The sequence below is a fragment of the Bacillus sp. G1(2015b) genome, from assembly GCF_001482475.1.
In the GTDB taxonomy this organism is placed as follows: Bacteria; Bacillota; Bacilli; order Bacillales; family Bacillaceae; genus Bacillus; species Bacillus safensis.
This window is the reverse complement of the sequence record NZ_LKIC01000015.1, coordinates 1-22,329: the sequence shown is the minus strand read 5'-3', so window position 1 is coordinate 22,329 and position 22,329 is coordinate 1. Positions and strand designations below refer to the sequence as shown.

Below are 22,329 nucleotides of genomic sequence, written 5' to 3'. Positions count from 1 at the left end.
GGTAAACCTCCGGGTATTTGGATTATTTTTTATGAATATTTTTCACATAATCTTCTTTATTGACTTGTCTTGCTCTAGCAATAGACAATGCATCCTGCGGTACATCTTCTGTAACTGTTGAACCGGCTGCAACATATGCCCCTTTTCCGACAGTGACTGGTGCAACGAGATTTGAATTACAACCAATAAAGGCGCCGTCTTCAATCTTCGTTAAGAATTTGTTTTTCCCATCATAGTTGACTGTAATGGAACCACAGCCAAGATTTACATCAGTTCCGACCTCTGCGTCTCCAATGTAGCTTAAATGAGATGCTTTGCTGCGGTCTCCGAAAACTGTTTTCTTGATTTCGACAAAATTCCCGATTTTCACTTCATCGCCAATTTTCGACAACGGGCGAATATGAGCAAACGGTCCAATTGTCACATCAACTCCAACCTCACTATCGCAGACGACAGATTGCTTAATGACTGTTCGATCTCCGATGATGCTGTCAACAATTTCAGTGTTTGGCCCGATAGTGGCGTCTGCACCGATTTTCACATTCCCTTTGATGACCGTCCCAGGATAAATAACTGTATCTTCACCGATGACAGCATCTGGCGAAATATACGTGTTCTCAGGATCAATCAAGGTCACACCATTCTTCATATGCTGATGATTAATACGTCGCTTCATGAATTGCTCTGCTTGTGATAGAGCGATACGGTCATTAACTCCAAGTGTTTCTTCAAAATGCGGTGTTTGATAAGCTGCAACTGTTTGCCCTTCATTTTTTAAAATTTCAATGACGTCTGGCAAGTAGTATTCACCCTGTGCATTTTCATTCGACACTTGCTCAATCACACGGAAGAGATCTTCATTTGAAAAGCAATAAGTCCCTGTATTAATTTCATTCACTTGACGCTCTGCATCGTTCGCATCTTTATGCTCCACAATTTTTACGACAGCACCTGTTTCGTCACGAATAATTCGGCCATAGCCTGTCGGATCGTCCGCATGTGCTGTTAAAATAGTGACTTTCGCTTGATGTTTTTGATGCTCGCTTAACATGGCTTCCATTGTTTCCGCTGTCAATAATGGCGTATCACCACAAATGACAATGGTTGTTCCCTTTTCCTGCGCGAGGAACGACTTTGCTTGTTTAACGGCATGGGCAGTTCCCAGCTGTTCTTCTTGAAGTGCATACTCACTTCTGTCTCCAAGCTGCTCTTTGACGTCCTCTGCTCCATGACCGACAATCGTCACTAGCTTGGCTAAAGAAAGCTTTAACGCTTCATCTGCCACATGCTCGACCATTGGCTTTCCGCAAACTGGATGAAGTACTTTATATAGCTTCGACTTCATTCTCGTTCCTTTTCCCGCTGCTAAAATCACTGCGAACCGCTTATCCATTGATTGGCCTCCAATATCCCTATTATCCATAGAAAAATATATCCTAAATAAAGACTGATTTCAAGGATACAAAAGGAAGTACAATAATTTTCTAACAGATGAAAGACTTAAGAAACAAGAGAAAGAACGCAAAAAAGACAGCATTTAAAAGAAAACATTCATTTTCTCTTAAAGCCGTCTTTTTAGGTTTAAGTATGATTAAGAAGCTCCAGCTTCTTCATATTCAATTGTTTCTTCCTCTTCGCCTAAGCGATGATATTCATTTAATACAGCATCTTGGATTTTACCCCGAGTGCTTGAATTAATTGGATGTGCAATATCGCGAAACTCTCCATCAGGCGTGCGTTTGCTAGGCATTGCAACAAACAACCCATTGTTTCCATCAATCACACGAATATCATGAACAACAAATTCGTGGTCCAGCGTGATGGATGCAATCGCCCTCATGCGACCATCGGTATTCACGCGGCGTAATCTTACGTCAGTAACTTCCACAGTAGTTCACCACCTTTTCCCAATATAAAAGCATTACTTAGGTATTCAACGATCGTGGTGATTCTCCTGCTCTTTTTTTAAACTTTTTTTGAAATATCGGGATATTTATACATTATTTGTCATATTCGTGACGGCGCTTACATCCTCAGCATGAAAAAAGACATCATGATGATGTCTTTCCCTGCATATGATGAAACCAAACGGCTTTCATCGAGAGTGCCTGTTTATTTTACTAGTGCAACTACTTCTATTTCTACAAGCGCATCTTTTGGAAGTCTTGCCACTTCCACGCATGAACGAGCTGGCTTATGTGTATGGAAATACTCACCGTACACTTCATTCACTTCAGCGAATTGTTCCATATCTTTGATGAAAACAGTAGCTTTCACGACTGTTTCAAAAGAAGCACCTGCTGCTTCAAGAACAGCCTCAAGATTACGGAATACTTGATGTGTTTGTTCTTTAATATCTCCATTAACAAAATCTCCAGCTGGGGTTAATGGAATCTGCCCTGAGCTGTAAAACATGTTATTGACAATAATTCCTTGAGAGTAAGGTCCAATGGCTGCTGGTGCATGTTTGGTTTGAACAACTTTTGTCATATCAATCTCTCCCATTCAAATACATGTTTGATCAAAGCTTACGCTTTCGAATGAAAAAACTCGTGGAAATTGCCTTCATTGATCTCAATGATTTTTTGTTTCATATCAATAGTTGAAAGCTTTAACAACGAGACATATTCATCGACAAGACGTTCATCTACGCCTTCATCTTCTAAAAGAACACCGATCCCTGCAACATTTGCATTAAATTCCTCAAGCAAATTCATCATGCCGTTAATGGTTCCGCCCGCTTTCATAAAATCATCAATGATCAACACATTGGAGCCTTTATCTAAGCTGCGCTTTGCAAGGGACATGGTTTGAATTCGGTTAGAAGAACCTGACGCATAATTAATACTGACAGTTGATCCTTCGGTTACCTTATTATCTTTTCTAACGATCACAACAGGCACATTTAAATAACCCGCAACAGAATAGGCAATTGGAATACCCTTTGTCGCAACGGTCATGACGACATCAATCGCACGGTCCGCAAAGATGGTCGCAAACAGCTTACCGATTTTCGCAAGAATCGATGGATTGCCTAAAACATCGGTTAAATATAAATAACCGCCAGGAAGTACACGTTCAGGAGTTGATAATGCCTCTCCGATATCGTTTACTACGTCATCTGCTTCTTTTAGGTGAATTTTTGGAATATATTTCACTCCGCCAGCAGCGCCAGGTACAGTAAGCAATGTGCCGATTCCCTGCTGTTCGAAGGTCTGTTTGATAATCGTTAAGTCTTCACTAATGGAGGACTTTGCAGATTGATAACGTTCTGCAAAAAAAGTTAAAGGTACTAGTACGTGCGGGTGGGCTAACAAATAATTTGTTAAGTCCACCAATCTGCCGCTTCGACGAAACTTCATGAACTTACCCCCAGAACCCGAATAATTTATGAATAATATAACTTAATATACGGATTTAATCAAGGGCATTTTGTTCGCCGATCATGCGGACAGCGTATACTTGATCACAAAATCCTCTCAGTCCGTTATATATTCTTTGTACCTTCGATTCATATTGAATCAGGCCAAATACAGTTGGGCCGCTTCCACTCATTAATACAGCATCAGCACCGAAACGCTTCATCTGTCTTTTGATCATATCTACTTCCGGATACATCTTTAATGTCACAGACTCCAGAACGTTACCGAGTGAGCCGCACATCTCTTTATAATCTTTCGCTTCAATGGCTTCAATCATACGCTGTACATTTGGGTGTTCTACTTTGCTTGCGTCATATTGTCTATAAACTTCAGCTGTAGATACCCCAATCACCGGCTTCGCTAAAATCACCCAGCAATGCGGCGGTGTCGCGATATGCTTCAGTTTTTCTCCACGTCCTGTCGCTAGTGCTGTGCCTCCGTGTACACAAAAAGACACATCTGAGCCGATCTCCGCTCCAAGCTCAGCTAGTTCATCTAACGTGAGATTCAACTTCCACAAACGGTTTAAACCGCGAAGCGCTGCTGCAGCATCACTGCTGCCTCCAGCTAAACCTGCTGCCACAGGAATTGCTTTTGTGATGACAATCGATACTCCTTTTTGAATACCGAACCTTGTTTTGAGTAATTTAGCCGCCTGATAAGCCAAGTTACGCTGATCATCTGGCACAAATCGATTATGAGATGATACACGGATTTCATCTTTGTCCAGCTCCGTCAGCTCAAGTCGATCTGCAAGGTCTATTGTTGTCATAACCATCTCCACTTCGTGATATCCATCCGGTCTTTTTCCATGAACATCAAGTGAGAGATTAATTTTTGCCGGTGCTTTTTCTAAAATACGCAAACATTTCACCTACTTCTCCATCTAAACATAAGTATCAATATTGTATCACATTTGATGGATCTGATGAATATTGGCTTTTACGCCCAGCACACTGACTTTTTCAACAAAAAAAGCCAGAGACACCCGAGGTATCCCTGACCATTTTTCTATCGTTGATTCTCATCCTGAGCCATGTGCTGCTGAGCTAATTCGATGGCACGTTTAACCATATTACCTGCGTCACGTGCACGAATTTCTCCCCAGCCTCCATTTTTGACGGTATCATAAAATCCAAGATCCTTCGCCAGCTCGTATTTGAACTCATCTGACATAATGCCTCGGCGTCTACCCAAACGAAACAGCCCCTTTAGTCGAGAATTCGAATCAGTGCCACTGCTTTTGTGGCTTTCTTATTTTGTATCGAATCCTTTCTTTTACCCCTTTCAAAAAATGGACAGACTCCCATTCAGAAAAAAAGGCAAAACAAAAAGCAGTAAACAAAAAGTTCACTGCCCATTAATAGGCGACTGAGCTAGCGGCATCATCGAACGTTAATTCGACCGTCTCAGTCAGTATATCTGCATAACTGTAAGAAACTCTTTCAAACGAATTCTCATCTTGATCTAATTGAATCACAAATACAGAAGGGTACGTTTCAGCTAAAATGCCCGAACGCTCAATTGTTTTACGGCGGCCTCCGTTAGCCTTTAACGTCAAACGTTTACCTAAGTTACCATCAAGCGATCTTTTGATGTCGGACAAAGTCTTCGCCATTGCATCCACCTCACTGAGATAATTATACAACAACGGCCCATTTTTGTCAAATAAAAATTAAATTATATCAACCAACACGAGCCATTGTCAACAAAATAATTTTGACAAACTTCTACCTTTTCTCCTCCCTATTTTTCTCAAATTCCGGTGAATTATGTATCCATATGAAATTTCTTTTTGAACATAAAAAAAACCAGACTGAAATCAGTCGGGTTATGTCGATTCATGGTCTTTTTTATATGGCATACCTACCCTTAAAACACCCTTCGTCTCGATGCCTCCGAGACCTTTTTCTCTTGTTAATGTATTACGAAGCACATCCCACACATTGATTCGATCTACAAATGGAGTGAAGCTGATCTTCGCAACGATATAGACGGGGTCGAGCGCATGAATGTTCACACGTGAAGGTGAGCTTGCAAAATTGGCACCTGCTTGGATCAATGATTCGAAATGAGATTGACAGGCGCCCGCAAAGATCACAAGCTGATCTAAATGAGGAATTTTCTTTCTTGCTTTTTGAACCGTTTCAACGAAATGACGAGAATGGCGATAAGCACCAATATCATTTACGCCGCCTTTTTGCTTGGAATACGCATCATGCCCTGTAATGACCAAAATATCAGGCCGATATTGATCAAGTAACGAGTCGATCACGCTTGGCATTTTCTTCTCATGACAATGCACTCCGTATACAGGCACACCAATTCGTTCATATACATCTAAGCATTTCTTTAAGTATGAAGCATCTCCATCTAAATGAAGGACCTTTCCAGGCATGTGAAAATACTGCTCCTGATGCTGATATTGTCCAGAAGTATAATACTCTTGTTTTTCACGCAGCAGCTGATAATCCTGTCTTAGTAAGTCGAGCGATTCATTAATCTTCCGTTCGTCGTCCTTCTCCCTTGTCAGCTGCTCCTCTTTTTGAATCAAGACGAGATCCGACATCTTAGCATCAGCAATCAGCCTCACTTCATTCCCATGCAATATGGCAGTGGCTTCGTGCTGATCTGTCTCATCAATTCGAATGATTCGAAACATAATATCCATTTGATAGGATGCCCTCGTCACCATATCTCCTATTTGAAATTGCATGCTTTTCACTCCACAATCAGGCTCATATCCTGTTGGTATCGTCTTGCCCTAAACATATTCATCTTTCATATGTGCTGTTCTTTCTAGCCTATGCCTGAACAGTTGAAGTGGTGAAGAACAAAAGAAAAAAGCCCTTACGATAGGGCTTTTTGTAAAACATTCGACAATCTGGCAAATTCCTCAATGGATAATGATTCTCCGCGGCGCTTTCCATCAATATCTGCTGTTTGAAGAGCTTCCTCGATGATCGCTTTATGTTTTTTTCCATCAGGAAAATTGTTCATCAAATTATTCATCAATGTTTTCCGGCGCTGGCCAAAGCTCGCTCGGATCAATTGAAAGAAAAACGCATCATTTTCTACTGAGACAGCAGGCGTTTCACGAACAGTCAGCTTAATCACAGCCGAATCAACATTTGGCTGTGGAACAAAAACCGTTTTAGGCACAACCATCACCGTTTTTGCTTCCGTATAAAATTGAACTGCGATAGACAACGAATTGTATTCCTTTGATGAAGGGACAGCTGCCATACGATCTGCTACTTCTTTTTGCAGCATGACCACGATCCCTTTCAATGGAAGGTTTTCTTCAAGCAATTTCATAATAATCGGTGTTGTCACGTAATACGGAAGGTTGGCTACGACCATCACTTCTTTACAGTCAGCAAAATTTTCTTCGATGACCTTTCTCACATCCGCCTTTAATACATCTTGATGAATAATCGTGACATTATCATATGGAGAAAGCGTATCGTTTAAAATAGGCAATAAACGCTGATCGATTTCAAAAGCGGTGACTTTCTTTGCACGTTTAGCGAGCTGCTCTGTCAATGCGCCGATACCAGGCCCAATTTCAATGACGCCGGTCTCATCTGTAACCTCTGCGTGATCGACAATGCGATCTAAAATATTTGTATCAATTAAGAAGTTCTGCCCTAAGCTCTTTTTAAAAGAGAAACCGTACTTCTTCAGTATTTCCTTCGTTCTGACGGGTGTCGCAATATCTTTATTCATCGGCTTCCTCCTGCATGACGGTCTTTAAGGCCGCAATAAAATCATGTTTGGTTATTTGGAACATGTGAAGGCGCTTTTGCAGCTGCTTCGCATTGGTATATCCTATATTTAAAAGCACTCCTAGTCGTTCGCGGCGGCGTTTCGATGCTTCGCCTCCGATAAGGCCTGCGTCAAATAAGTCGTCTAATGTAATGTCACTTTCCGATTCTTCCATTTCTTCATGGACATGGGCAAGACATTCCCGAATACTGTCCAGGGAAGCATGCTCGACACCAATTCCTTTATCCCGCTTCGCCTTCGCAAGATGCTTTGGCAAAAAAGCGTGCTTACAGCCAGGAACCGCCTCTGCGATGGTTTTACGGATCTTCTCACCAGGAAAATCAGGATCTGTTAAAATAATGACCCCTCTCGTCTCCTGAGCAAGACGCACTTGTTGTATGACTGTATCGCCAATGGCAGATCCGTTTGTTTCGATTGTATCTGCATCAACCGCCATCTTCACTCTGGCAGTGTCATCACGACCCTCCACCACAATGATTTCTTTGATTTTCATGTATTCCTCCGCTTGCAAAAACAATCTACATTTTTTGGTTAAAAAAACGAAACCTTTCATGCTGTTTTTGCGTCTAATTAATTAGAAAACAGTGCTTCTATTATAACCAAAAAAACAGAGGGTGCGCAAAGCCCTCTGTTCATATAAATGATTTGATGTGTTTATTTGAGCACTCTAATTTTCACTCGTTTATTTCCCCATTGATAAGCTGCCGACTTACTTGGGACGAACACATCAATTTTATTCCCTTTTATAGCAGATCCAGTGTCTGATGCAACGGCATAACCATAGCCTTCCACATACACTTTTGAGCCCAGCGGAATGACACTCGGATCAACTGCTATGACCTTTGCACCCGGATTCGCTTTTAAATCAAAACCTGTAGACGTTCTGCCAGTACATCCAGCACAGCTCGCTGTATAGGCTGTTGACGCCACATAAAATTCTTTTCCTGAAGACTCATTGCTTCGTGAAACCACAGGGGACGCTGTAGGCTCCTTTTTGGTCACTTGTGTACCAATAGCCACTAAACGGTCCTTACTATCTTTTTCGGTCACTTCTTTAATCAATTCTTTAGACACCACTTTGCCGTTTTCTTTCACAATGGCATAGTGCTTCTTCAATTTACCTTCTTCACCTTTTTTAAGTACCTTCTCTTTCCCTTTTTCAAGAGAATGGTCCTTTTTATGTTTGGTATCAAAAGCAATTTTCTCTTCCACTACATCGGTGACTTTTTCCACCCGAGTGATCTTTATATCTGCGCTCTTTTTAGAAAGGTTACTATGTAACGCAGGCTTGATCTTATCGTGCTTCTTGAGCTTCAGCTCTTGTTGCTTTAAAAAGTCAGCGACCGTAGTCGAAGTGGTCCACACTTTTTTATCTTTTCCTCCATCATTTAAGCTGACCTGGAAGGCCTGCTGAACCACAAGCTTCATATCCTTTGTTAACTTGTCATTCTTTCCTGGAGTGACTTGATCGTGCTTCCCGATATCTATCTTCTCATTCTTCAATAATGCTCCAACCGTCTGATCTGTTGTCCATATCGTTTTCTCTTTCCCATCTAGGGTCAGATGAACCGGTATAGCCGCATCATACACAATGTTCATGTTATCTTGAATTTTTGTATTTAGACTTGGAGAGATATGATCCCCCGCCTTGGTCCTTATGCCAAGGTCTGAAAGCAGCTGTGCTACTGTCTCTTCATGTGTACGAATTGTCTTCTCTTTACCATTGATTGAAATGTTAATAGACTGCTTAGTGAGCTCATGCGCACCGTAAGCCGTTCCAGTTCCAGCTAAAAGCAAGCAAACAACTAGTAATAAAACCTTGCCTTTTCCTAGCTTAACAGAAAACAGATTTTTCATTTTTTGTACGATGAAAAACGCCTCCTTCTCCTCGGAGAGATTATATAGAGTATCTCAAAACCTGTCAACCCTTCCACCCACTGTACAAAAATGCTCGATTGTAAACCTATTATGGGAGATTTATGGAAAGAAGGGAAGAAAGACTTATCGACAACTTATCCTATGAGGAGGCGCAAACGTGTAGAACTTTTTCGTTATGTTTCACAATTGGACAAGCTTAAACAAGGATTGACATCATATACTGTCAGTTTATACGGAAAACTTTTTTTGCATTTTTTGTTGTCAATTCGGCAAGCTCTTCAAAGCTGATTTCTCTCAGCTCCGCAATCTGTTCTGCGATATATTTGACATAACTTGGCTCGTTACGTTTCCCCCTAAATGGCACTGGCGTTAAGTATGGGCAGTCTGTTTCAATCAAAAGCCGGTCACTTGGTATCTCTTTTACAACTTCCTTTGGCTTTTTGGCATTTTTAAATGTCACGGGTCCACCGAATGAGATGTAAAAATTCATATCCATACACGCTTTTGCAGTTTCTAAGCTGCCCGTAAAGCAGTGCATAATACCTCCGACCTCAGCTGCTCCCTCTTCCTTTAAAATCGTCACGACATCTTCCGTTGCGTCACGGTTATGAATAACGATTGGAAGATTCACTTCCTTCGCAAGAGCAATTTGGCGTCTAAAGACTTCCTTTTGTACATCTTTTGGTGACTTGTCCCAATAGTAATCCAGACCCATTTCTCCAATCGCAACCACTTTTTCGTGTTGAGATAAATCTTTAATCCAAGCCAAATCCTCATCTGTCATATCAATAGCATCGACTGGATGCCAGCCAATAGCTGCATATATGAAATCATACTCTTCAATTAATTCCATCGCTCTCGTAATTGTCGGACGGTCAAACCCCACCACCACGATTTTCTCAACTTTTTCGCTTTTCGCTCTTTCGATCACCTGCTCTAAGTCTTCCTTATATTGTTCTGCATTCAAGTGGGCATGTGTATCAAATAACATTGTTGATTGCTCCTTTCGACAATTCTCCTAAAAAACAAAAGGTGTTCGACGAAATGTTACACGTGGAACACCTTTGTTGATTTATAAAATTTTTGTTCCATTTGCTAGAGATTGATCTACTTCAAGAACCTGCAATTTCCCGCCTGTTTCCCCAGTTAAAATCATTCCCTGGGAAATTTCCCCTCTGAGTTTAACTGGTGTAAGATTCGCTACGCAAACGAGCTTTTTCCCTACTAATTCTTCTGGTTGATAGTGTTTGGCAATCCCTGAGACTATTTGTCTTTTTTCAAATCCAAAATCAAGCTGAAGCTTTAAAAGACGATCCGCTTTTTTCACTGGGGCTGCTTCCAAAACCTGTGCGACTCGAAGATCGACTTTCGAGAAATCATCAAATGCAATTTCAGCTTCCAGCTCAGGTAATTCCGTTTCTTCGATTTCCACTTTCTCTTCTTCTACCTTAGGTGTACTTCCCTGCATTTTTTCTTTAATGTAGGCTACTTCTTCTTCAACCTCTAAACGCGGGAACAAAGGCTCGCCTTTTTGTACCGTCGCATGTTGAATTGCACCAAATGATAGGATACTATCCCAGCTTTTGAGCTTCTCTTCTTCAATTCCAAGCTGGAAGAAGATTTTCTCAGGTGTTTTCGTTAGGAATGGCGTTAAGAGGACTGCTGTGATTCGAAGTGATTCTGCTAAATGATACATAACAGAATGCAATTCTTTTCGTTTTGTTTCATCCTTTGCCAGCACCCATGGAGCTGTTTGATCAATATATTTATTGGTTCTGCTGATTAATGTCCAAACATTTGAAAGAGCCACAGAGAATTCAAGGTTTTCCATCGCCTCTTCATAGGCTTTGACGGTTTGCTCAGCGACTGCTTTCAGCTCTTCATCAAACTCATTAACAGGGCCCTTATAGCTGCTTAAAGTGCCGTCAAAATATTTTTGGACCATCGCAACTGTACGATTAAGCAAGTTACCTAAATCATTGGCAAGGTCATAGTTTACACGTTCCACGAATCCTTCTGGTGTAAACACACCATCCGCACCAAATGGTACTTCGCGAAGCAGATAATAACGGAGGGCATCGAGGCCATAGCGATCAATTAATGTGACCGGATCTACCACATTCCCTTTTGATTTAGACATTTTGCCATCTTTCATGAGCAGCCAGCCGTGTGCGAAAATTTGCTTCGGTAGAGGCAGATCTAATGCCATCAACATAATCGGCCAATAAATCGTATGGAAGCGTACAATTTCTTTTCCTACGAGATGTACGTTGGCAGGCCAATATTTTTTATATTTCTCATCTTGATCTGTTCCATAGCCAATCGCAGTTAAATAGTTGAATAACGCATCAATCCATACATAAATGACGTGTTTTGGATTGTTAGGAACTTTAATTCCCCAATCAAACGTTGTTCTTGATACGGCTAAATCCTCTAAACCTGGTTTAATGAAGTTATTAATCATTTCATTCTTTCTTGATTCAGGCTGAATAAACGATGGATTCTTTTCGTAATAATCGAGCAAACGATCCGCATACTTACTCATACGGAAGAAATATGATTCCTCTTTAATTAATTCAACAGGGTGTCCGCTGTCAGGGCTTTTCCCGCCAATGACTTCCCCTTTCTCATTACGCTCAACATCAACAAGCTGTGTTTCCGTATAGAATGTCTCATCAGGAATACTGTACCAGCCCTCATATTGATCTAAATAAATATCGCCTTGATCAAGAAGTTTTTGGAATACCTGCTCGATGATTTTCGTATGTCTTTTTTCTGTTGTACGGATGAAGTCGTCATTCGAAATGTCGAGTTTCTTCCATAATGATTTAATGTCTTCAACGACTGGATCTAAATACTCGATTGGTGTGATATTTTGTTCTTCAGCTTTTTGCTGAATTTTTTGTCCGTGTTCATCTGTACCCGTTAAATACATCACATCATAGCCTTGAAGACGTTTATAACGAGCCATAGCATCTCCTGCTACTGTCGTATAAGCATGTCCAATATGTAATTTTCCGCTCGGATAGTAAATAGGTGTTGTCAGATAAAACGTTTTTTTCTTTTCTGGCATGTCGGAACCTCCTGCGTGTGTGTAAATGTCAAAAACTCCCGCCCAATGGACGAGAGCGGTTATCATCATTACATGAAAATGTGTCAGATCAATTCATTTAATTTTGCACTTGTGCTTTCTCTATGATACCATCTTAGCCTTTAAGATCAAGCATATATACATAGAACGAGATGAAATGATCGAAAAAGATGAGTTTTTCGAAAAAAACGACAAACCCGTCGACATTTTGTCGAATATTGTCGTATGAAATCTATTTCCAGATTTACAATTGGCTAAATTAGGGCAAAAGTCTTGTTAATCTGATCTCGTCATTTCTTATATTTTCATAGAAAAAGCCTACAAAATCCTTATACAGCAGTAGTTTCAAGGTCTTTTGACTTTAAGAGTCATATTTTACAAACAATAGTAAACAAAATGATTGACGATTTATGGAAACCTTGTTATGCTAGGAATGTAAGGAATTTGTCGAATAATGACGAAGATAATATTATTTTAGTAATAAGAACTTTTTGGGAGGAGAATGAAGATGAAATCTACAGGTATTGTACGTAAAGTTGACGAATTAGGACGCGTGGTGATTCCAATCGAACTTCGCCGTACGCTAGGAATCGCTGAAAAAGACGCTTTGGAAATTTATGTTGATGATGAAAAAATTATCCTAAAAAAATATAAACCAAACATGACTTGCCAAGTAACAGGTGAAGTATCAGACGATAACCTTAAACTTGCTAATGGTAAATTAGTTCTTAGCCGTGAAGGTGCAGAGCAAATCATTAACGAAATCCAAAACCAACTTCAATCACAAAAATAAGTTTCATATAAAAAAGGTTCTTGCACCGTTTGCAAGAACCTTTCTTTATTGTTCAATATGATAGGCATCGTATATCGTGCGCTTTGGCACACCACGTTCGACAGCTGTACGTTTAATGGCTTCCTTCGACGTTAATCCTTCCTCTATGTAATGAATCACATGTTCTTTTTCAGATAAGGACGTCCACCACGCTTCTTCATTCAGCTCTTCTTCAGCTTGATCATTTCCTTGCACTACAAGACAGAACTCACCCCGAATTTGATTCTCCGCTGCCCATGTCAGCACGGATTCTAAATCCCCACGAATAAACTCTTCGAATTTTTTCGTTAGTTCTCTCGTAATGGCGATGTTCCGATTTCCCCACACTTCCTTCATCAAAGTCAGCGTTTCTTTTAACCGATGAGGTGCTTCATAGAAAATGATCGTTTCTTGGCGTTTCTTCAAGGCTTCAAGCTGCTTTTTCTTTTCTTTTTTTTGACGGTCGAGAAAACCATAAAAGAAAAATGGCTGAGGCGCGATTCCTGATGCAATGAGTGCCGTTAGTGCAGCATTTGCGCCAGGTAACGGAATGACATAGCCTCCGATGCTAGTAAAATCTCGTACCACTTCAGCCCCTGGATCTGAAATCGTCGGTAAACCAGCATCACTCACGAGCGCGATACTTTTCCCTTCTTTTAGCCATTCGATTAACTTGTGGCCGCTGCTGTCTTTGTTATGCTCATGATAACTCGTTAAGGGTGTATCAATTTCGTATACATGACAAAGCTTTTTCGTTTGCCTTGTATCTTCTGCGGCAATATAGTCTACATCTTTTAACGTTTGTATCGCTCGGAACGTCATATCTTCTAGATTTCCAATCGGGGTTGGGACGAGATAAAGAATGCCCATGTCAGATTGACCATCAAAGCTTTTCTGTGTCTTTTTCATGTGCCGCCTCCTTTTCCATTCGCATTTCTTCTATATACATGTCTTTCTTTTTCCGTGTCCACGTTTTGAAACGATATTCTTGCTGCATGGCTTCTCTTTTGGTTGCAAAACATTCATGATAAAAAAGCTCAACCGGCCGTCTCGCTCTTGTATACTTTGCTCCTTTTCCACTATTGTGGGTCATCAATCTTTTTTGTAAATCATTTGTATAACCCGCATACAGGCTGCCATCTGCACATTTTAATACATAGAAGTAATGATTATGCTTCTCCATACAGTATCGTCCTGATTTCATCTGTATACTCCTGGTCTTCTCCATAAACAAAAAGAGGCGGGAGAATTTTCAGATCTGGTTTTCCATCTTTTATGCCCTCTACCAAGATGGTATTGGCTTCTTTCCCTTGTTTGGGATAAACAAATTGAATACGTTTTGGCTCAATTCGGTATTTCTTCATTAATTCCACAATCTCAAGCAGCCGTCCTGGTCGATGAACCATCGCCAGTTTCCCCCCTTGCTTTAGCAGCGTGGAAGAAACACGAATAACATCTTCTAATGTACAATGAATTTCATGCCGGGCAATCGCCAAGTATTCATTTTCATTGATTTCATCCTTAGAAGGTGTTTTAAAATATGGCGGGTTACATGTAATCACATCAACTTTATGGTTGCCGTAGCGTTCCGGCATATCATTCAAGTCACCATGAATCAATTCGATCTGGTGCGCAAGTTGATTATACTCCACACTTCTTTTTGCCATATCAAACAACCGTTCTTGAATTTCAACACCCGTAATCGAGGCCTTAGATCGAGTCGAAAGCAGCAATGGCACAATGCCATTTCCGGTACAAAGGTCAATGATTTCCCCTTTTTGGATTGGCACATAAGCAAATTTAGCTAATAACACTGCGTCCAATGAAAAGGCAAACACAGTTTTACTTTGAATAATCTTCATATCTTCGGCGAGCAGGTAATCTAAACGTTCATCTTCTCTTAACGAAACCATGATGTATCCTTTCTTTTCCTGTGAAAAAGGCTTCCGATTCAGCGGAAGCCTTTTCTCATTTTTTATTTAAAAATGACAGACAGAACAAACAGTCTCCCTCTTTACGAATGCTCCCATAATGTACATTACAAATATGGAAGCCCTCCTGATATAATCGGGCCAGGTTATCATGACCTTCTCCTATATCAGAATGACTTGCCTTCTGGGCAGAATCATTCTCTGCCTCAGACGATTTGTCTCGATCGGACTGATCCAGACGTTCACGCAAGTGCTGATTCTCCATCTGCAGCTGATGATTTTCTTCAATCACTTCACCGATATGATTTTTCAAATCACCTAACTGGCGATAAAGAGAACCGATTTGTTCTTCTAAATTAATTACCGTATCAAATAGTTCCTTTTTATCCAAGGTGGCACACCTCGTTACTCAGTTGTTTGTGCAGATACAACGCCTTCTTGTAATAATTCTTCCCATGTATATTCTATCACTTTTTCTTGCCCGGTTAATTCAACTTGCAAAATTCGTTCTAAAATATTGAGCCCTACTACCTTTGCAGAGCCATTAGACGTCTGAATCGTTTCGCCGATATCCGGTAATTGTTCCTTCGCTGTTTCATACTCATCATTCTCATATTTCAAGCAGCACATCAAACGGCCGCATAGTCCTGAAATTTTTGTAGGATTTAACGATAGATTTTGATCCTTTGCCATCTTAATCGACACTGGTTCAAAATCTCCTAAGAATGTCGAACAGCAGAGCATTCGCCCGCAAGGACCAATGCCTCCAAGCATTTTTGCCTCGTCTCTTACACCAATCTGGCGAAGTTCAATTCTCGTTTTGAAGATTGATGCAAGATCCTTCACTAGCTCACGGAAATCAACTCTGCCATCTGCTGTGAAGTAGAAGATGACCTTGTTGCGGTCAAATGTAAACTCAACATCGACCAGTTTCATTTCCAGCCCATGTTCACTTACCTTCTGAAGACATGTATCAAAGGCTGTCATCGCTGCTTCTTTGTTTTCCTCAACGATGAGCCGGTCTCGTTCGTCTGCTACACGAATGACTTTACGCAGAGGGAGAACCACATCGTGTTCATCTACTTTTTTGTTGGCGATGACCACTTGTCCGTACTCAACCCCTCTGACTGTTTCTACAATGACACAACTATCATTTTCTATATGAAATCCATTAGGATCGAAATAATAGATTTTGCCCGCTTTTTTAAAGCGAACACCAATTACGTTGTACAAGCTTATCCCTCCTGCAACATCAACACCAATTGCTCCATCAGCCCTTGGGCATTCACGTTGGATTGAAGTCTCTTTTTCGCTTCTAATACAGCAAGGATCTGGCTGGTCACCATCTGCTGTGTGGAATGCAGCGCATGCTGCTTCATTGTCTGGAATAAGTCTTGATAAATGACTTTATCTTCATTTCCTATTTGAATCGACAATACATCACGATATATAAATAAAAGCATATCCAGACCTGTTTCTTGAAGGTCTTTCTCTTTGAAAAAAGGCATCCATTGATCCTGTATATAAAAAAATGCATGTTCTTTTCGCTGGTGTAAGACTTCATACAATTTTATCACTTTCGCTCTAGACTCTGCAAACTGATCATTTCGACTTAATTCGAGTGCTTCTGCTAAATTATTGGTTAAATTCGACAAAAGCCTTGCGAGATGCTGAGATACGCCTTCTTGTAAAAGCTGCTGCTCCAAGGATTGTGGCTGCAGCGGCTGAAAGCTGAGCATCTGACATCTTGAAATAATCGTATCCAGCATTTTATGCGATTGCTCAGTGATTAAAACCGCCATCGTTTCCCGATTGGGCTCCTCTAGGAACTTCAATAAACTGTTCGCGGCATTGACCGTCATTTTGTCCGCATGAAGAATAATATACATTTTCCGGTGAGATTCTACACCCGCTTTTGTAAATTCCTCCTGCAGTGCCTGCACTTGTGCCTTCTTAATTGATTGTCCGTCAGGCTGCACAAGATGTAAATCGGGATGGTTTCCTGATGCAATCCTTTTGCAGTTTTGACAGGATTCACATGGTTTCACTCCTGATTCCAAACAAAAAAAGCTCTTAGCCATCAGCATCGCTGCATCCAGCTTACCGGTTCCTTTTTTCCCTTCAAATAAGTAGGCATGCGCAAGTCGGTCTTTTTCAATACTATTAAAAATCAGCCGCATGACGCGCGGCTGCAAATCATTCATGTCATCCCAGCTAATTGCCATGTTATCACTCTCTATGTGTAAAGGTTAATCAATAAACCTTTTATTTCTCCAATACGTTCAAGCAAATCAATAGATGGTTTCTCTTGGTCCATCATTTCCTCGGTTAATTCAATCAGCTTCTCATCTAAGGCTTTGACTAAAGCAAGTGTACGTGTGTTGCCATAAATGTCAAAGCTCCTTGATGTTTCTATATTTAATCCATTATCGACTGTCTCTTTCACAAAGCGCTTCACCAGTCCTTTAAACCTAGCCAAATCCTTTAGGTTTCGTGACTTCGCTAGCTTTTTACCGAACACTTCGATATCACTGAGCATGACCGTCAGCTGTTCTAAGCGCAGTTTGCCGCTTTGCGTCTCCATCGAAGCTTTAAAGGAAGCAGATGTCTGGTTTCCTTTCAATGCTTGAAGTTCACGCTTTTCTAGACGCAGCCGCATATCTTGATTAATTTTCACAGCAACCCATCCTTAAAATTGATGAAATTGTTCAACTGGCAGAATAAATACAGTAGCTCCGCCAACTTCAACCTCAACAGGGTATGGTACGTATGAATCTGCATTTCCACCCATTGGGGATACAGGCGCAATCATTTGATCACGTTTACGGCAATTTTCTTTTATAAGCTGTAATGCTTTATCCACCCGGACATCATCACAACCAATAATAAAAGTCGTATTCCCAGACTTTAAAAACCCACCAGTTGAAGCTAATTTTGTCACGCCGAAATGATGTTCAGTCAATATTTTCAACAACTTGCTGCTATCTTGGTCCTGTACAACGGCAACAATTAATTTCATTTGATTGGCCTCCTTTATTTTAGGCACAGATGACATGCCGATGTCTTCCTCTATATTATAACAACGATTGGGAATTAGGTCATATTTGATTTTGCTTTAATGTGTCCTGAATCAATTGAAGGACTTCTTCATAGACAGCCTGCATCGGCTGAGATGCATCCACTACACGGAATCGTTCTGGTGATTGTGCAATAAGCAGTTCATAGCCTTCTCTGACCAGCTGGTGGAAATTCAGCGTCTCCATGTCTAATCGATTCTTTTCTCTTCCCTGGTTGGCATCAATTCGCTTTAGCCCTTCCTCAGGTGTAATAGAAAAATAAATGGTCATTTGCGGCATCGTGCCATTGATAGCAAAATCATTAATTGATTTTACTGCTTCAATCCCAAGCCCTCTCGCATAGCCTTGATAAGCAAGGGAGCTATCAACAAAACGATCACATAAAACTGTCTGCCCGCGCTGTAATGCCGGTTCTACCTTCTCAGCCAAATGCTGCCTTCTCGCCGCTGCATATAGCAAAGCTTCTGTTTTCGCGTCCATTTTTGTGTTTTTTTCATTTAAAATGACTTCACGAATCTGTTCTGCAATGTCAATGCCGCCAGGCTCACGTGTCGCCATCACTTCATATCCTTGGCGTTCCATTTCTTCATACACTTTTCGAATCACTGTCGTTTTTCCGGCACCCTCTGGCCCTTCAAACGTAATAAACATACCGCTCATAGTGTCTCCTCTTCTATATAAACATATAATTTTCTCTGATGAATCACCTGACTCGCTTGAACATGAACCTGATGTCCAAGCAAACGGCTTAAAGCCGCGATTTGATCGATTTCAATACGTTCTCCCTTAACGATCAAAGGAATACCCGGTGGATATGGTATAACCGATTCTGCACTAATCCGACCTGCTGCATGTTCAAATGGGACGGCTTCTATATCCTGTCTATGCTCATTGTTCTCAATAGCCATTGCCTCTCTTTGGATATGATCTTTTCCTTTGAGAAATGAATCGCTTTGATTAAGGGCCTGCTCTATTCGGTTAAAAGGAATATCCTTCTTCTGTCCTAAACCAAAGACAAGTAAAACCTGATGTTCGTCCGCAAGTTCTGGGTGAACCTCCACTGATTCAAGCACTCGTTTTAGTTCATAACCCGTCAGCCCTTTTGTTGATCGAATCACACATTTTAATGGATCGTTAGAAAGCAATTCAGACTCGACTACTTCAAGCTGAGGTATACGGTTGAACTCATTTTTCAGCTCTGTCAGCCCTTTCATCATTCCATCCAGGATTCCTTTTTTCTTGATCTCCTCGACATAGGCCCTTGCCACATCTAATGAGGCCATAATTGGATAGGATGGAGAACTGCTTTGAAGCATCGTGAGGAATGTTTTCAAACGTTTTGCATCCATTCGTCCCCCCTGCAGATGAAGGTAGGAACCCATCGTCATGGCTGGAAGGGTTTTATGTGCTGATTGTACCACCACGTCAGCTCCATAGGAAAGAGCAGATGGAGGAACAGCGCCGCCTAATACAAAATGTGCACCATGTGCCTCATCAACCAAAACGATCATGCCTGCTTCGTGGCACATGTGAATCAGTTTTGATAAATCAGCTGCATGACCATAGTAGTTCGGATAAGTCAAAACGATCGCCCGGCAATTAGGATGTTTGGCTATGGCTTTTTTGACTGTTTCATCCGTCACATGTGTTGGAACATGCAGGTGTTGATCTATCTCAGCTTCTACCATAATAGGTCTTGCTCCTGCAAGCTCAATCGCATGGTAAACAGACTTATGACAATTTCGCTGGACGAAAATCTCATCTCCCGCACGACAGGCTGTCATCACCATCGCTAAATTTCCGACAGTTGTCCCATTCACAAGGAAAAAGCTTTGATCTGATCCATATAGCTTTGCCAATAAATGTTCAGCCTCTTGAATCACACCAGTTGGATGATGAAGATCATCTAATCCTTCAAGCTCTGTTACATCCAGCTGAAGAATTGAGTCATAATAAGTCCGTGCCTCATCAAAAAAGACATCTCCATTGTGATGTCCTGGAACGTGGAAAGAATAAGGTTTCTTTTCCGCATGTTGTACTAATGCTGTATATAAAGGTGTTTTCAAACAAATCGATCCTTTTCACTTTCGATATCTTATGTCTATTATAACGTTCATACAAGGGAACCGAAAGATGGATTCTCATTCCTTTATTGGCTGGTGATTTGTCAGCTTCTGTTCTGCCTCATACATGCTGTTTTTCAATTGAGCACGCTCTTGGCTTCCATGCTCTTTCACCTGTAACGTTTCCTGTAAGGTTTCTGCTAATTGGCGTTGAACCTTTTTCAACGTATCTATAGGTGCAAAAGCTGCTTCTTCAAGAAGTTCTCCCTGTTGCTTTGATACCTTTTCGTATGTTTTTTGGATACGATTCTGAAGAGCTGAATTGGCACGCTGCTGAATATGCGTTAACGCAATCGACATTTGGTTGATCCATAGAGGAATGGATGCAGAAACAGTTGATTGAATGTGATTGGCCAATGTATGATTCGTATGCTGGATCATTCGAATTTGGGCATTACATTGCAACGCAATTTGCCGGCTTAACAGCAAATCATATTTCCGTTCCTTCAACCTCTCCATATACTCTTCTGCATTGAATTCCTGACTCATCAATTTCTCCTCTATAGTCCGATTACCAATATGCTGCGTTTCTGATATGATCTGCTTTTCTAAAGTTGTCATTTTCGCTTCAACTGCTGCAACCTGCATCGTCATCTCTTGGAAATAAGTTTGATTTTCTTCAAATAAACGCTCTAATAACATATGATCCGAGATTAATCCGCCTTTTGCATAACGAAGTCTTGCTGATAATCTCTCGATCTGTGATTTTGCATGTTGAAAACGCGATATGATTTCCTGAGTAGAACGCTTCTCCCGCTGAAACAACTTCAAAAAAAAGCCCTGCTTCTTTGGCAGTAAATCCTCAGGTTCTACTATATGCAGCTGGTGCAAAAAGGCCTCAAGCACATCTCCTATTTGATCGATATCTTTTTTCTCAACATATTTCATCATTTGTTGTGATTGTTCCAATAATCGTTCCTGAACACGTGTACCATAGAAAAGCAGCTTTTGCAGATTGTCAGGGACCTGCTCGGCACGCTGTACGGCTTCTTGTTTCTCCTCATCAGATAAGGTATCAAACACCCGAAACTGAAGATCTGTAGTGGAAGCAGTTGATGATCGGATGTGATCTTCTGGTTTCATTGCGTTTGACTCCTTTCATTATTTCTTTATCATTTTATCTGCCACTTCAAGCTCAATATGAAGAGCTTCTATGTCTCTTCCTAATACTTGCTGCAAATCATTCGTCAATTGCTTTTGCAGCTCTGTCAGCGTCACTCGAGTTTGGCTAAGTGTCATTTCCAGCTCATGACTGCGATCAGGCTGATTATACAATAGTGCATATTTTTCAGTTAGTTCAACAACAGAATCCAAGCTTTCGAAATAAAAACGCTGTGCATCATAAAACCGGTTCGGCTCTTTTTTTGTAATCGTATAGATTCGTCGTGCAAGTCTGAGAATTTCATAATTATGTTTGATCGTTTGTACGTTTTTCACAGCAAATAAAGCTTTCTTTAAACGTACAAGCTTTTGTCCTGCTTCTTTTAAATGCTGTTTGATATATACATAATCACTACGAGACAGTCCGTGTTTCTTTAAAAACAACTGGAAAGCAACCCACCTGCTCCCTGCAAACATCACGCCCCACCCTATCATCGCATACAGTATCGATAATCCAACATGATGATGGAAAACCCCAATACTGACGGTTAAAATCACAAGCGAAAAAAAAGTAGAGAGGATGGCCCATATAAATGTATAAAAAATTGATTTCATGTTCATCGACTCCTATGAATAATCAGGCTCTCTGTTTATCTTATTATTAATTACGGATGATGTCCAAACTAAGTTCCAAAAAACAGGCCCAATCCTTCATGGCTCATAAAAAAAGACCATCTAATGGTCTATGAATACAAAGGCGGCGTATGAAGATTTTTAAGCTTTCTAACATAATCGGCATAGCTGGGATCCGAGGTCGATGTAGAAATTAACTTTCGCTCACATTCTCGGCACAAAAACTGATGATATAAATAAATTCCCTTTGTTTTTTTCTCTTCACAAATCAAACAAATCGCTTCTCGCTCTTTTTTGCTCATTGTGACACCTCCACTTATAGCTTCAGTATGCCCTAGCGCTTTCAATTGTATACAAAATTAAGAATGTTTTAGATGGTAGTTTAGTATATGTATCCATGTCAGATCGAGTGTTTGTTCCTTTTCTTAAAAAACAAAAAAGACCAGTTCCGACTGGAACTGATCCTGATAGAA

At 40.7% G+C, this 22,329-nt stretch carries 27 protein-coding genes; 1 reads left to right on the top strand and 26 read right to left on the bottom strand.

What is annotated here, in order from left to right; translation table 11 throughout:
- Positions 1 to 22: 22 nt before the first annotated feature.
- From glmU to metG, 13 genes are all read right to left on the bottom strand, one after another.
- Positions 23 to 1,393, bottom strand: coding sequence for a bifunctional UDP-N-acetylglucosamine diphosphorylase/glucosamine-1-phosphate N-acetyltransferase GlmU (glmU, locus tag AMR95_RS09930; protein ID WP_024425640.1), 1,371 nt, complete (start codon positions 1,391 to 1,393; stop codon positions 23 to 25).
- Positions 1,394 to 1,591: 198 nt separating this feature from the next.
- The gene (spoVG, locus tag AMR95_RS09925) at positions 1,592 to 1,888 is read right to left on the bottom strand and encodes a septation regulator SpoVG (RefSeq protein WP_008357439.1); all 297 of its coding nucleotides are present in this window, start codon (positions 1,886 to 1,888) and stop codon (positions 1,592 to 1,594) included.
- Positions 1,889 to 2,112: 224 nt separating this feature from the next.
- Positions 2,113 to 2,490, bottom strand: coding sequence for a 2-iminobutanoate/2-iminopropanoate deaminase (gene ridA / locus AMR95_RS09920; RefSeq protein WP_024425639.1), 378 nt, complete (start codon positions 2,488 to 2,490; stop codon positions 2,113 to 2,115).
- A gap of 38 nt (positions 2,491 to 2,528) precedes the next feature.
- Complete coding sequence (gene purR / locus AMR95_RS09915) at positions 2,529 to 3,362, bottom strand: pur operon repressor (RefSeq protein ID WP_024425638.1); 834 nt, start codon at positions 3,360 to 3,362, stop codon at positions 2,529 to 2,531.
- Between the two features lie 55 nt (positions 3,363 to 3,417).
- Positions 3,418 to 4,287: a 4-(cytidine 5'-diphospho)-2-C-methyl-D-erythritol kinase gene (gene ispE / locus AMR95_RS09910; RefSeq protein ID WP_019743558.1), complete on the bottom strand. Its 870-nt coding sequence runs from the start codon at positions 4,285 to 4,287 to the stop codon at positions 3,418 to 3,420.
- Between the two features lie 146 nt (positions 4,288 to 4,433).
- Positions 4,434 to 4,619: a small, acid-soluble spore protein, alpha/beta type gene (locus AMR95_RS09905; protein WP_012008653.1), complete on the bottom strand. Its 186-nt coding sequence runs from the start codon at positions 4,617 to 4,619 to the stop codon at positions 4,434 to 4,436.
- A gap of 163 nt (positions 4,620 to 4,782) precedes the next feature.
- Positions 4,783 to 5,040, bottom strand: coding sequence for a biofilm formation stimulator Veg (veg, locus tag AMR95_RS09900; RefSeq protein ID WP_024425637.1), 258 nt, complete (start codon positions 5,038 to 5,040; stop codon positions 4,783 to 4,785).
- A gap of 213 nt (positions 5,041 to 5,253) precedes the next feature.
- Positions 5,254 to 6,138, bottom strand: coding sequence for a sporulation peptidase YabG (gene yabG / locus AMR95_RS09895; RefSeq protein WP_024427198.1), 885 nt, complete (start codon positions 6,136 to 6,138; stop codon positions 5,254 to 5,256).
- 134 nt (positions 6,139 to 6,272) lie between these two features.
- On the bottom strand, positions 6,273 to 7,151 hold the full coding sequence (gene rsmA, locus AMR95_RS09890) for a 16S rRNA (adenine(1518)-N(6)/adenine(1519)-N(6))-dimethyltransferase RsmA (protein WP_039175905.1): 879 nt from the start codon (positions 7,149 to 7,151) through the stop codon (positions 6,273 to 6,275).
- Positions 7,144 to 7,704 (bottom strand): ribonuclease M5, encoded by a 561-nt coding sequence (gene rnmV / locus AMR95_RS09885; RefSeq protein WP_017359323.1) that lies wholly within the window; start codon positions 7,702 to 7,704, stop codon positions 7,144 to 7,146. The genes rsmA and rnmV overlap by 8 nt, the downstream gene beginning before the upstream one ends.
- Before the next feature lie 161 nt (positions 7,705 to 7,865).
- Positions 7,866 to 9,068 (bottom strand): G5 and 3D domain-containing protein, encoded by a 1,203-nt coding sequence (locus AMR95_RS09880; protein ID WP_058838219.1) that lies wholly within the window; start codon positions 9,066 to 9,068, stop codon positions 7,866 to 7,868.
- A 244-nt stretch (positions 9,069 to 9,312) separates the two neighbouring features.
- A complete protein-coding gene (locus AMR95_RS09875; RefSeq protein WP_058838218.1) occupies positions 9,313 to 10,080 on the bottom strand; it encodes a TatD family hydrolase in 768 nt (255 codons plus the stop codon).
- A gap of 81 nt (positions 10,081 to 10,161) precedes the next feature.
- A complete protein-coding gene (gene metG, locus AMR95_RS09870) occupies positions 10,162 to 12,162 on the bottom strand; it encodes a methionine--tRNA ligase (protein WP_058838217.1) in 2,001 nt (666 codons plus the stop codon).
- 520 nt (positions 12,163 to 12,682) lie between these two features.
- Here metG and AMR95_RS09865 point away from each other — a divergent pair.
- Positions 12,683 to 12,973 carry an AbrB/MazE/SpoVT family DNA-binding domain-containing protein gene (locus AMR95_RS09865; RefSeq protein WP_087975202.1) on the top strand — a complete coding sequence of 97 codons (291 nt, stop codon included), beginning with the start codon at positions 12,683 to 12,685 and terminating at the stop codon, positions 12,971 to 12,973.
- A gap of 45 nt (positions 12,974 to 13,018) precedes the next feature.
- Here AMR95_RS09865 and rsmI read toward each other — a convergent pair whose 3' ends face one another.
- The 13 genes from rsmI to AMR95_RS09800 all read right to left on the bottom strand — a co-directional run bounded on the left by rsmI (position 13,019) and on the right by AMR95_RS09800 (position 22,158).
- Complete coding sequence (gene rsmI / locus AMR95_RS09860; RefSeq protein ID WP_058838216.1) at positions 13,019 to 13,900, bottom strand: 16S rRNA (cytidine(1402)-2'-O)-methyltransferase; 882 nt, start codon at positions 13,898 to 13,900, stop codon at positions 13,019 to 13,021.
- Complete coding sequence (locus tag AMR95_RS09855) at positions 13,875 to 14,174, bottom strand: GIY-YIG nuclease family protein (RefSeq protein ID WP_039175889.1); 300 nt, start codon at positions 14,172 to 14,174, stop codon at positions 13,875 to 13,877. The genes rsmI and AMR95_RS09855 overlap by 26 nt, the downstream gene beginning before the upstream one ends.
- Positions 14,161 to 14,904 (bottom strand): tRNA1(Val) (adenine(37)-N6)-methyltransferase, encoded by a 744-nt coding sequence (locus AMR95_RS09850; protein WP_024427205.1) that lies wholly within the window; start codon positions 14,902 to 14,904, stop codon positions 14,161 to 14,163. The genes AMR95_RS09855 and AMR95_RS09850 overlap by 14 nt, the downstream gene beginning before the upstream one ends.
- Positions 14,905 to 14,959: 55 nt before the next feature.
- Complete coding sequence (yabA, locus tag AMR95_RS09845) at positions 14,960 to 15,313, bottom strand: DNA replication initiation control protein YabA (protein WP_039175883.1); 354 nt, start codon at positions 15,311 to 15,313, stop codon at positions 14,960 to 14,962.
- Between the two features lie 14 nt (positions 15,314 to 15,327).
- The gene (locus tag AMR95_RS09840; protein WP_024425628.1) at positions 15,328 to 16,155 is read right to left on the bottom strand and encodes a PSP1 domain-containing protein; all 828 of its coding nucleotides are present in this window, start codon (positions 16,153 to 16,155) and stop codon (positions 15,328 to 15,330) included.
- 2 nt (positions 16,156 to 16,157) lie between these two features.
- The gene (gene holB, locus AMR95_RS09835) at positions 16,158 to 17,147 is read right to left on the bottom strand and encodes a DNA polymerase III subunit delta' (RefSeq protein ID WP_039175879.1); all 990 of its coding nucleotides are present in this window, start codon (positions 17,145 to 17,147) and stop codon (positions 16,158 to 16,160) included.
- A gap of 11 nt (positions 17,148 to 17,158) precedes the next feature.
- A complete protein-coding gene (locus tag AMR95_RS09830; RefSeq protein WP_039175878.1) occupies positions 17,159 to 17,599 on the bottom strand; it encodes a YaaR family protein in 441 nt (146 codons plus the stop codon).
- Positions 17,600 to 17,611: 12 nt separating this feature from the next.
- Positions 17,612 to 17,941 carry a cyclic-di-AMP receptor gene (locus AMR95_RS09825; RefSeq protein WP_024425625.1) on the bottom strand — a complete coding sequence of 110 codons (330 nt, stop codon included), beginning with the start codon at positions 17,939 to 17,941 and terminating at the stop codon, positions 17,612 to 17,614.
- A 79-nt stretch (positions 17,942 to 18,020) separates the two neighbouring features.
- The gene (tmk, locus tag AMR95_RS09820; RefSeq protein ID WP_058838215.1) at positions 18,021 to 18,659 is read right to left on the bottom strand and encodes a dTMP kinase; all 639 of its coding nucleotides are present in this window, start codon (positions 18,657 to 18,659) and stop codon (positions 18,021 to 18,023) included.
- Complete coding sequence (locus tag AMR95_RS09815) at positions 18,656 to 20,065, bottom strand: aminotransferase class I/II-fold pyridoxal phosphate-dependent enzyme (protein ID WP_058838214.1); 1,410 nt, start codon at positions 20,063 to 20,065, stop codon at positions 18,656 to 18,658. Before AMR95_RS09815 ends, tmk begins: the two co-directional genes overlap by 4 nt.
- 75 nt (positions 20,066 to 20,140) lie before the next feature.
- The gene (locus AMR95_RS09810; RefSeq protein WP_058838213.1) at positions 20,141 to 21,205 is read right to left on the bottom strand and encodes a toxic anion resistance protein; all 1,065 of its coding nucleotides are present in this window, start codon (positions 21,203 to 21,205) and stop codon (positions 20,141 to 20,143) included.
- Between the two features lie 18 nt (positions 21,206 to 21,223).
- Positions 21,224 to 21,838 carry a 5-bromo-4-chloroindolyl phosphate hydrolysis family protein gene (locus tag AMR95_RS09805; protein WP_039175866.1) on the bottom strand — a complete coding sequence of 205 codons (615 nt, stop codon included), beginning with the start codon at positions 21,836 to 21,838 and terminating at the stop codon, positions 21,224 to 21,226.
- Positions 21,839 to 21,966: 128 nt separating this feature from the next.
- Entirely contained in the window at positions 21,967 to 22,158 is a 192-nt protein-coding gene (locus AMR95_RS09800; protein ID WP_024425620.1) for a sigma factor G inhibitor Gin, read from the bottom strand.
- Positions 22,159 to 22,329: the final 171 nt, after the last annotated feature.

What these genes read in the sequence shown, in the direction of transcription:
- glmU (WP_024425640.1), bottom strand. Translation starts at nt 1,393, where the DNA reads ATGGATAAGCGGTTCGCAGTGATTTTAGCAGCGGGAAAAGGAACGAGA.
- ridA (WP_024425639.1), bottom strand. Translation starts at nt 2,490, where the DNA reads ATGACAAAAGTTGTTCAAACCAAACATGCACCAGCAGCCATTGGACCT.
- purR (WP_024425638.1), bottom strand. Translation starts at nt 3,362, where the DNA reads ATGAAGTTTCGTCGAAGCGGCAGATTGGTGGACTTAACAAATTATTTG.
- veg (WP_024425637.1), bottom strand. Translation starts at nt 5,040, where the DNA reads ATGGCGAAGACTTTGTCCGACATCAAAAGATCGCTTGATGGTAACTTA.
- yabG (WP_024427198.1), bottom strand. Translation starts at nt 6,138, where the DNA reads ATGCAATTTCAAATAGGAGATATGGTGACGAGGGCATCCTATCAAATG.
- rsmA (WP_039175905.1), bottom strand. Translation starts at nt 7,151, where the DNA reads ATGAATAAAGATATTGCGACACCCGTCAGAACGAAGGAAATACTGAAG.
- rnmV (WP_017359323.1), bottom strand. Translation starts at nt 7,704, where the DNA reads ATGAAAATCAAAGAAATCATTGTGGTGGAGGGTCGTGATGACACTGCC.
- AMR95_RS09880 (WP_058838219.1), bottom strand. Translation starts at nt 9,068, where the DNA reads ATGAAAAATCTGTTTTCTGTTAAGCTAGGAAAAGGCAAGGTTTTATTA.
- AMR95_RS09875 (WP_058838218.1), bottom strand. Translation starts at nt 10,080, where the DNA reads ATGTTATTTGATACACATGCCCACTTGAATGCAGAACAATATAAGGAA.
- metG (WP_058838217.1), bottom strand. Translation starts at nt 12,162, where the DNA reads ATGCCAGAAAAGAAAAAAACGTTTTATCTGACAACACCTATTTACTAT.
- AMR95_RS09865 (WP_087975202.1), top strand. Translation starts at nt 12,683, where the DNA reads ATGAAGATGAAATCTACAGGTATTGTACGTAAAGTTGACGAATTAGGA.
- rsmI (WP_058838216.1), bottom strand. Translation starts at nt 13,900, where the DNA reads ATGAAAAAGACACAGAAAAGCTTTGATGGTCAATCTGACATGGGCATT.
- AMR95_RS09855 (WP_039175889.1), bottom strand. Translation starts at nt 14,174, where the DNA reads ATGGAGAAGCATAATCATTACTTCTATGTATTAAAATGTGCAGATGGC.
- AMR95_RS09850 (WP_024427205.1), bottom strand. Translation starts at nt 14,904, where the DNA reads ATGGTTTCGTTAAGAGAAGATGAACGTTTAGATTACCTGCTCGCCGAA.
- holB (WP_039175879.1), bottom strand. Translation starts at nt 17,147, where the DNA reads ATGGCAATTAGCTGGGATGACATGAATGATTTGCAGCCGCGCGTCATG.
- AMR95_RS09825 (WP_024425625.1), bottom strand. Translation starts at nt 17,941, where the DNA reads ATGAAATTAATTGTTGCCGTTGTACAGGACCAAGATAGCAGCAAGTTG.
- tmk (WP_058838215.1), bottom strand. Translation starts at nt 18,659, where the DNA reads ATGAGCGGTATGTTTATTACGTTTGAAGGGCCAGAGGGTGCCGGAAAA.
- AMR95_RS09810 (WP_058838213.1), bottom strand. Translation starts at nt 21,205, where the DNA reads ATGAAACCAGAAGATCACATCCGATCATCAACTGCTTCCACTACAGAT.
- AMR95_RS09805 (WP_039175866.1), bottom strand. Translation starts at nt 21,838, where the DNA reads ATGAAATCAATTTTTTATACATTTATATGGGCCATCCTCTCTACTTTT.
- AMR95_RS09800 (WP_024425620.1), bottom strand. Translation starts at nt 22,158, where the DNA reads ATGAGCAAAAAAGAGCGAGAAGCGATTTGTTTGATTTGTGAAGAGAAA.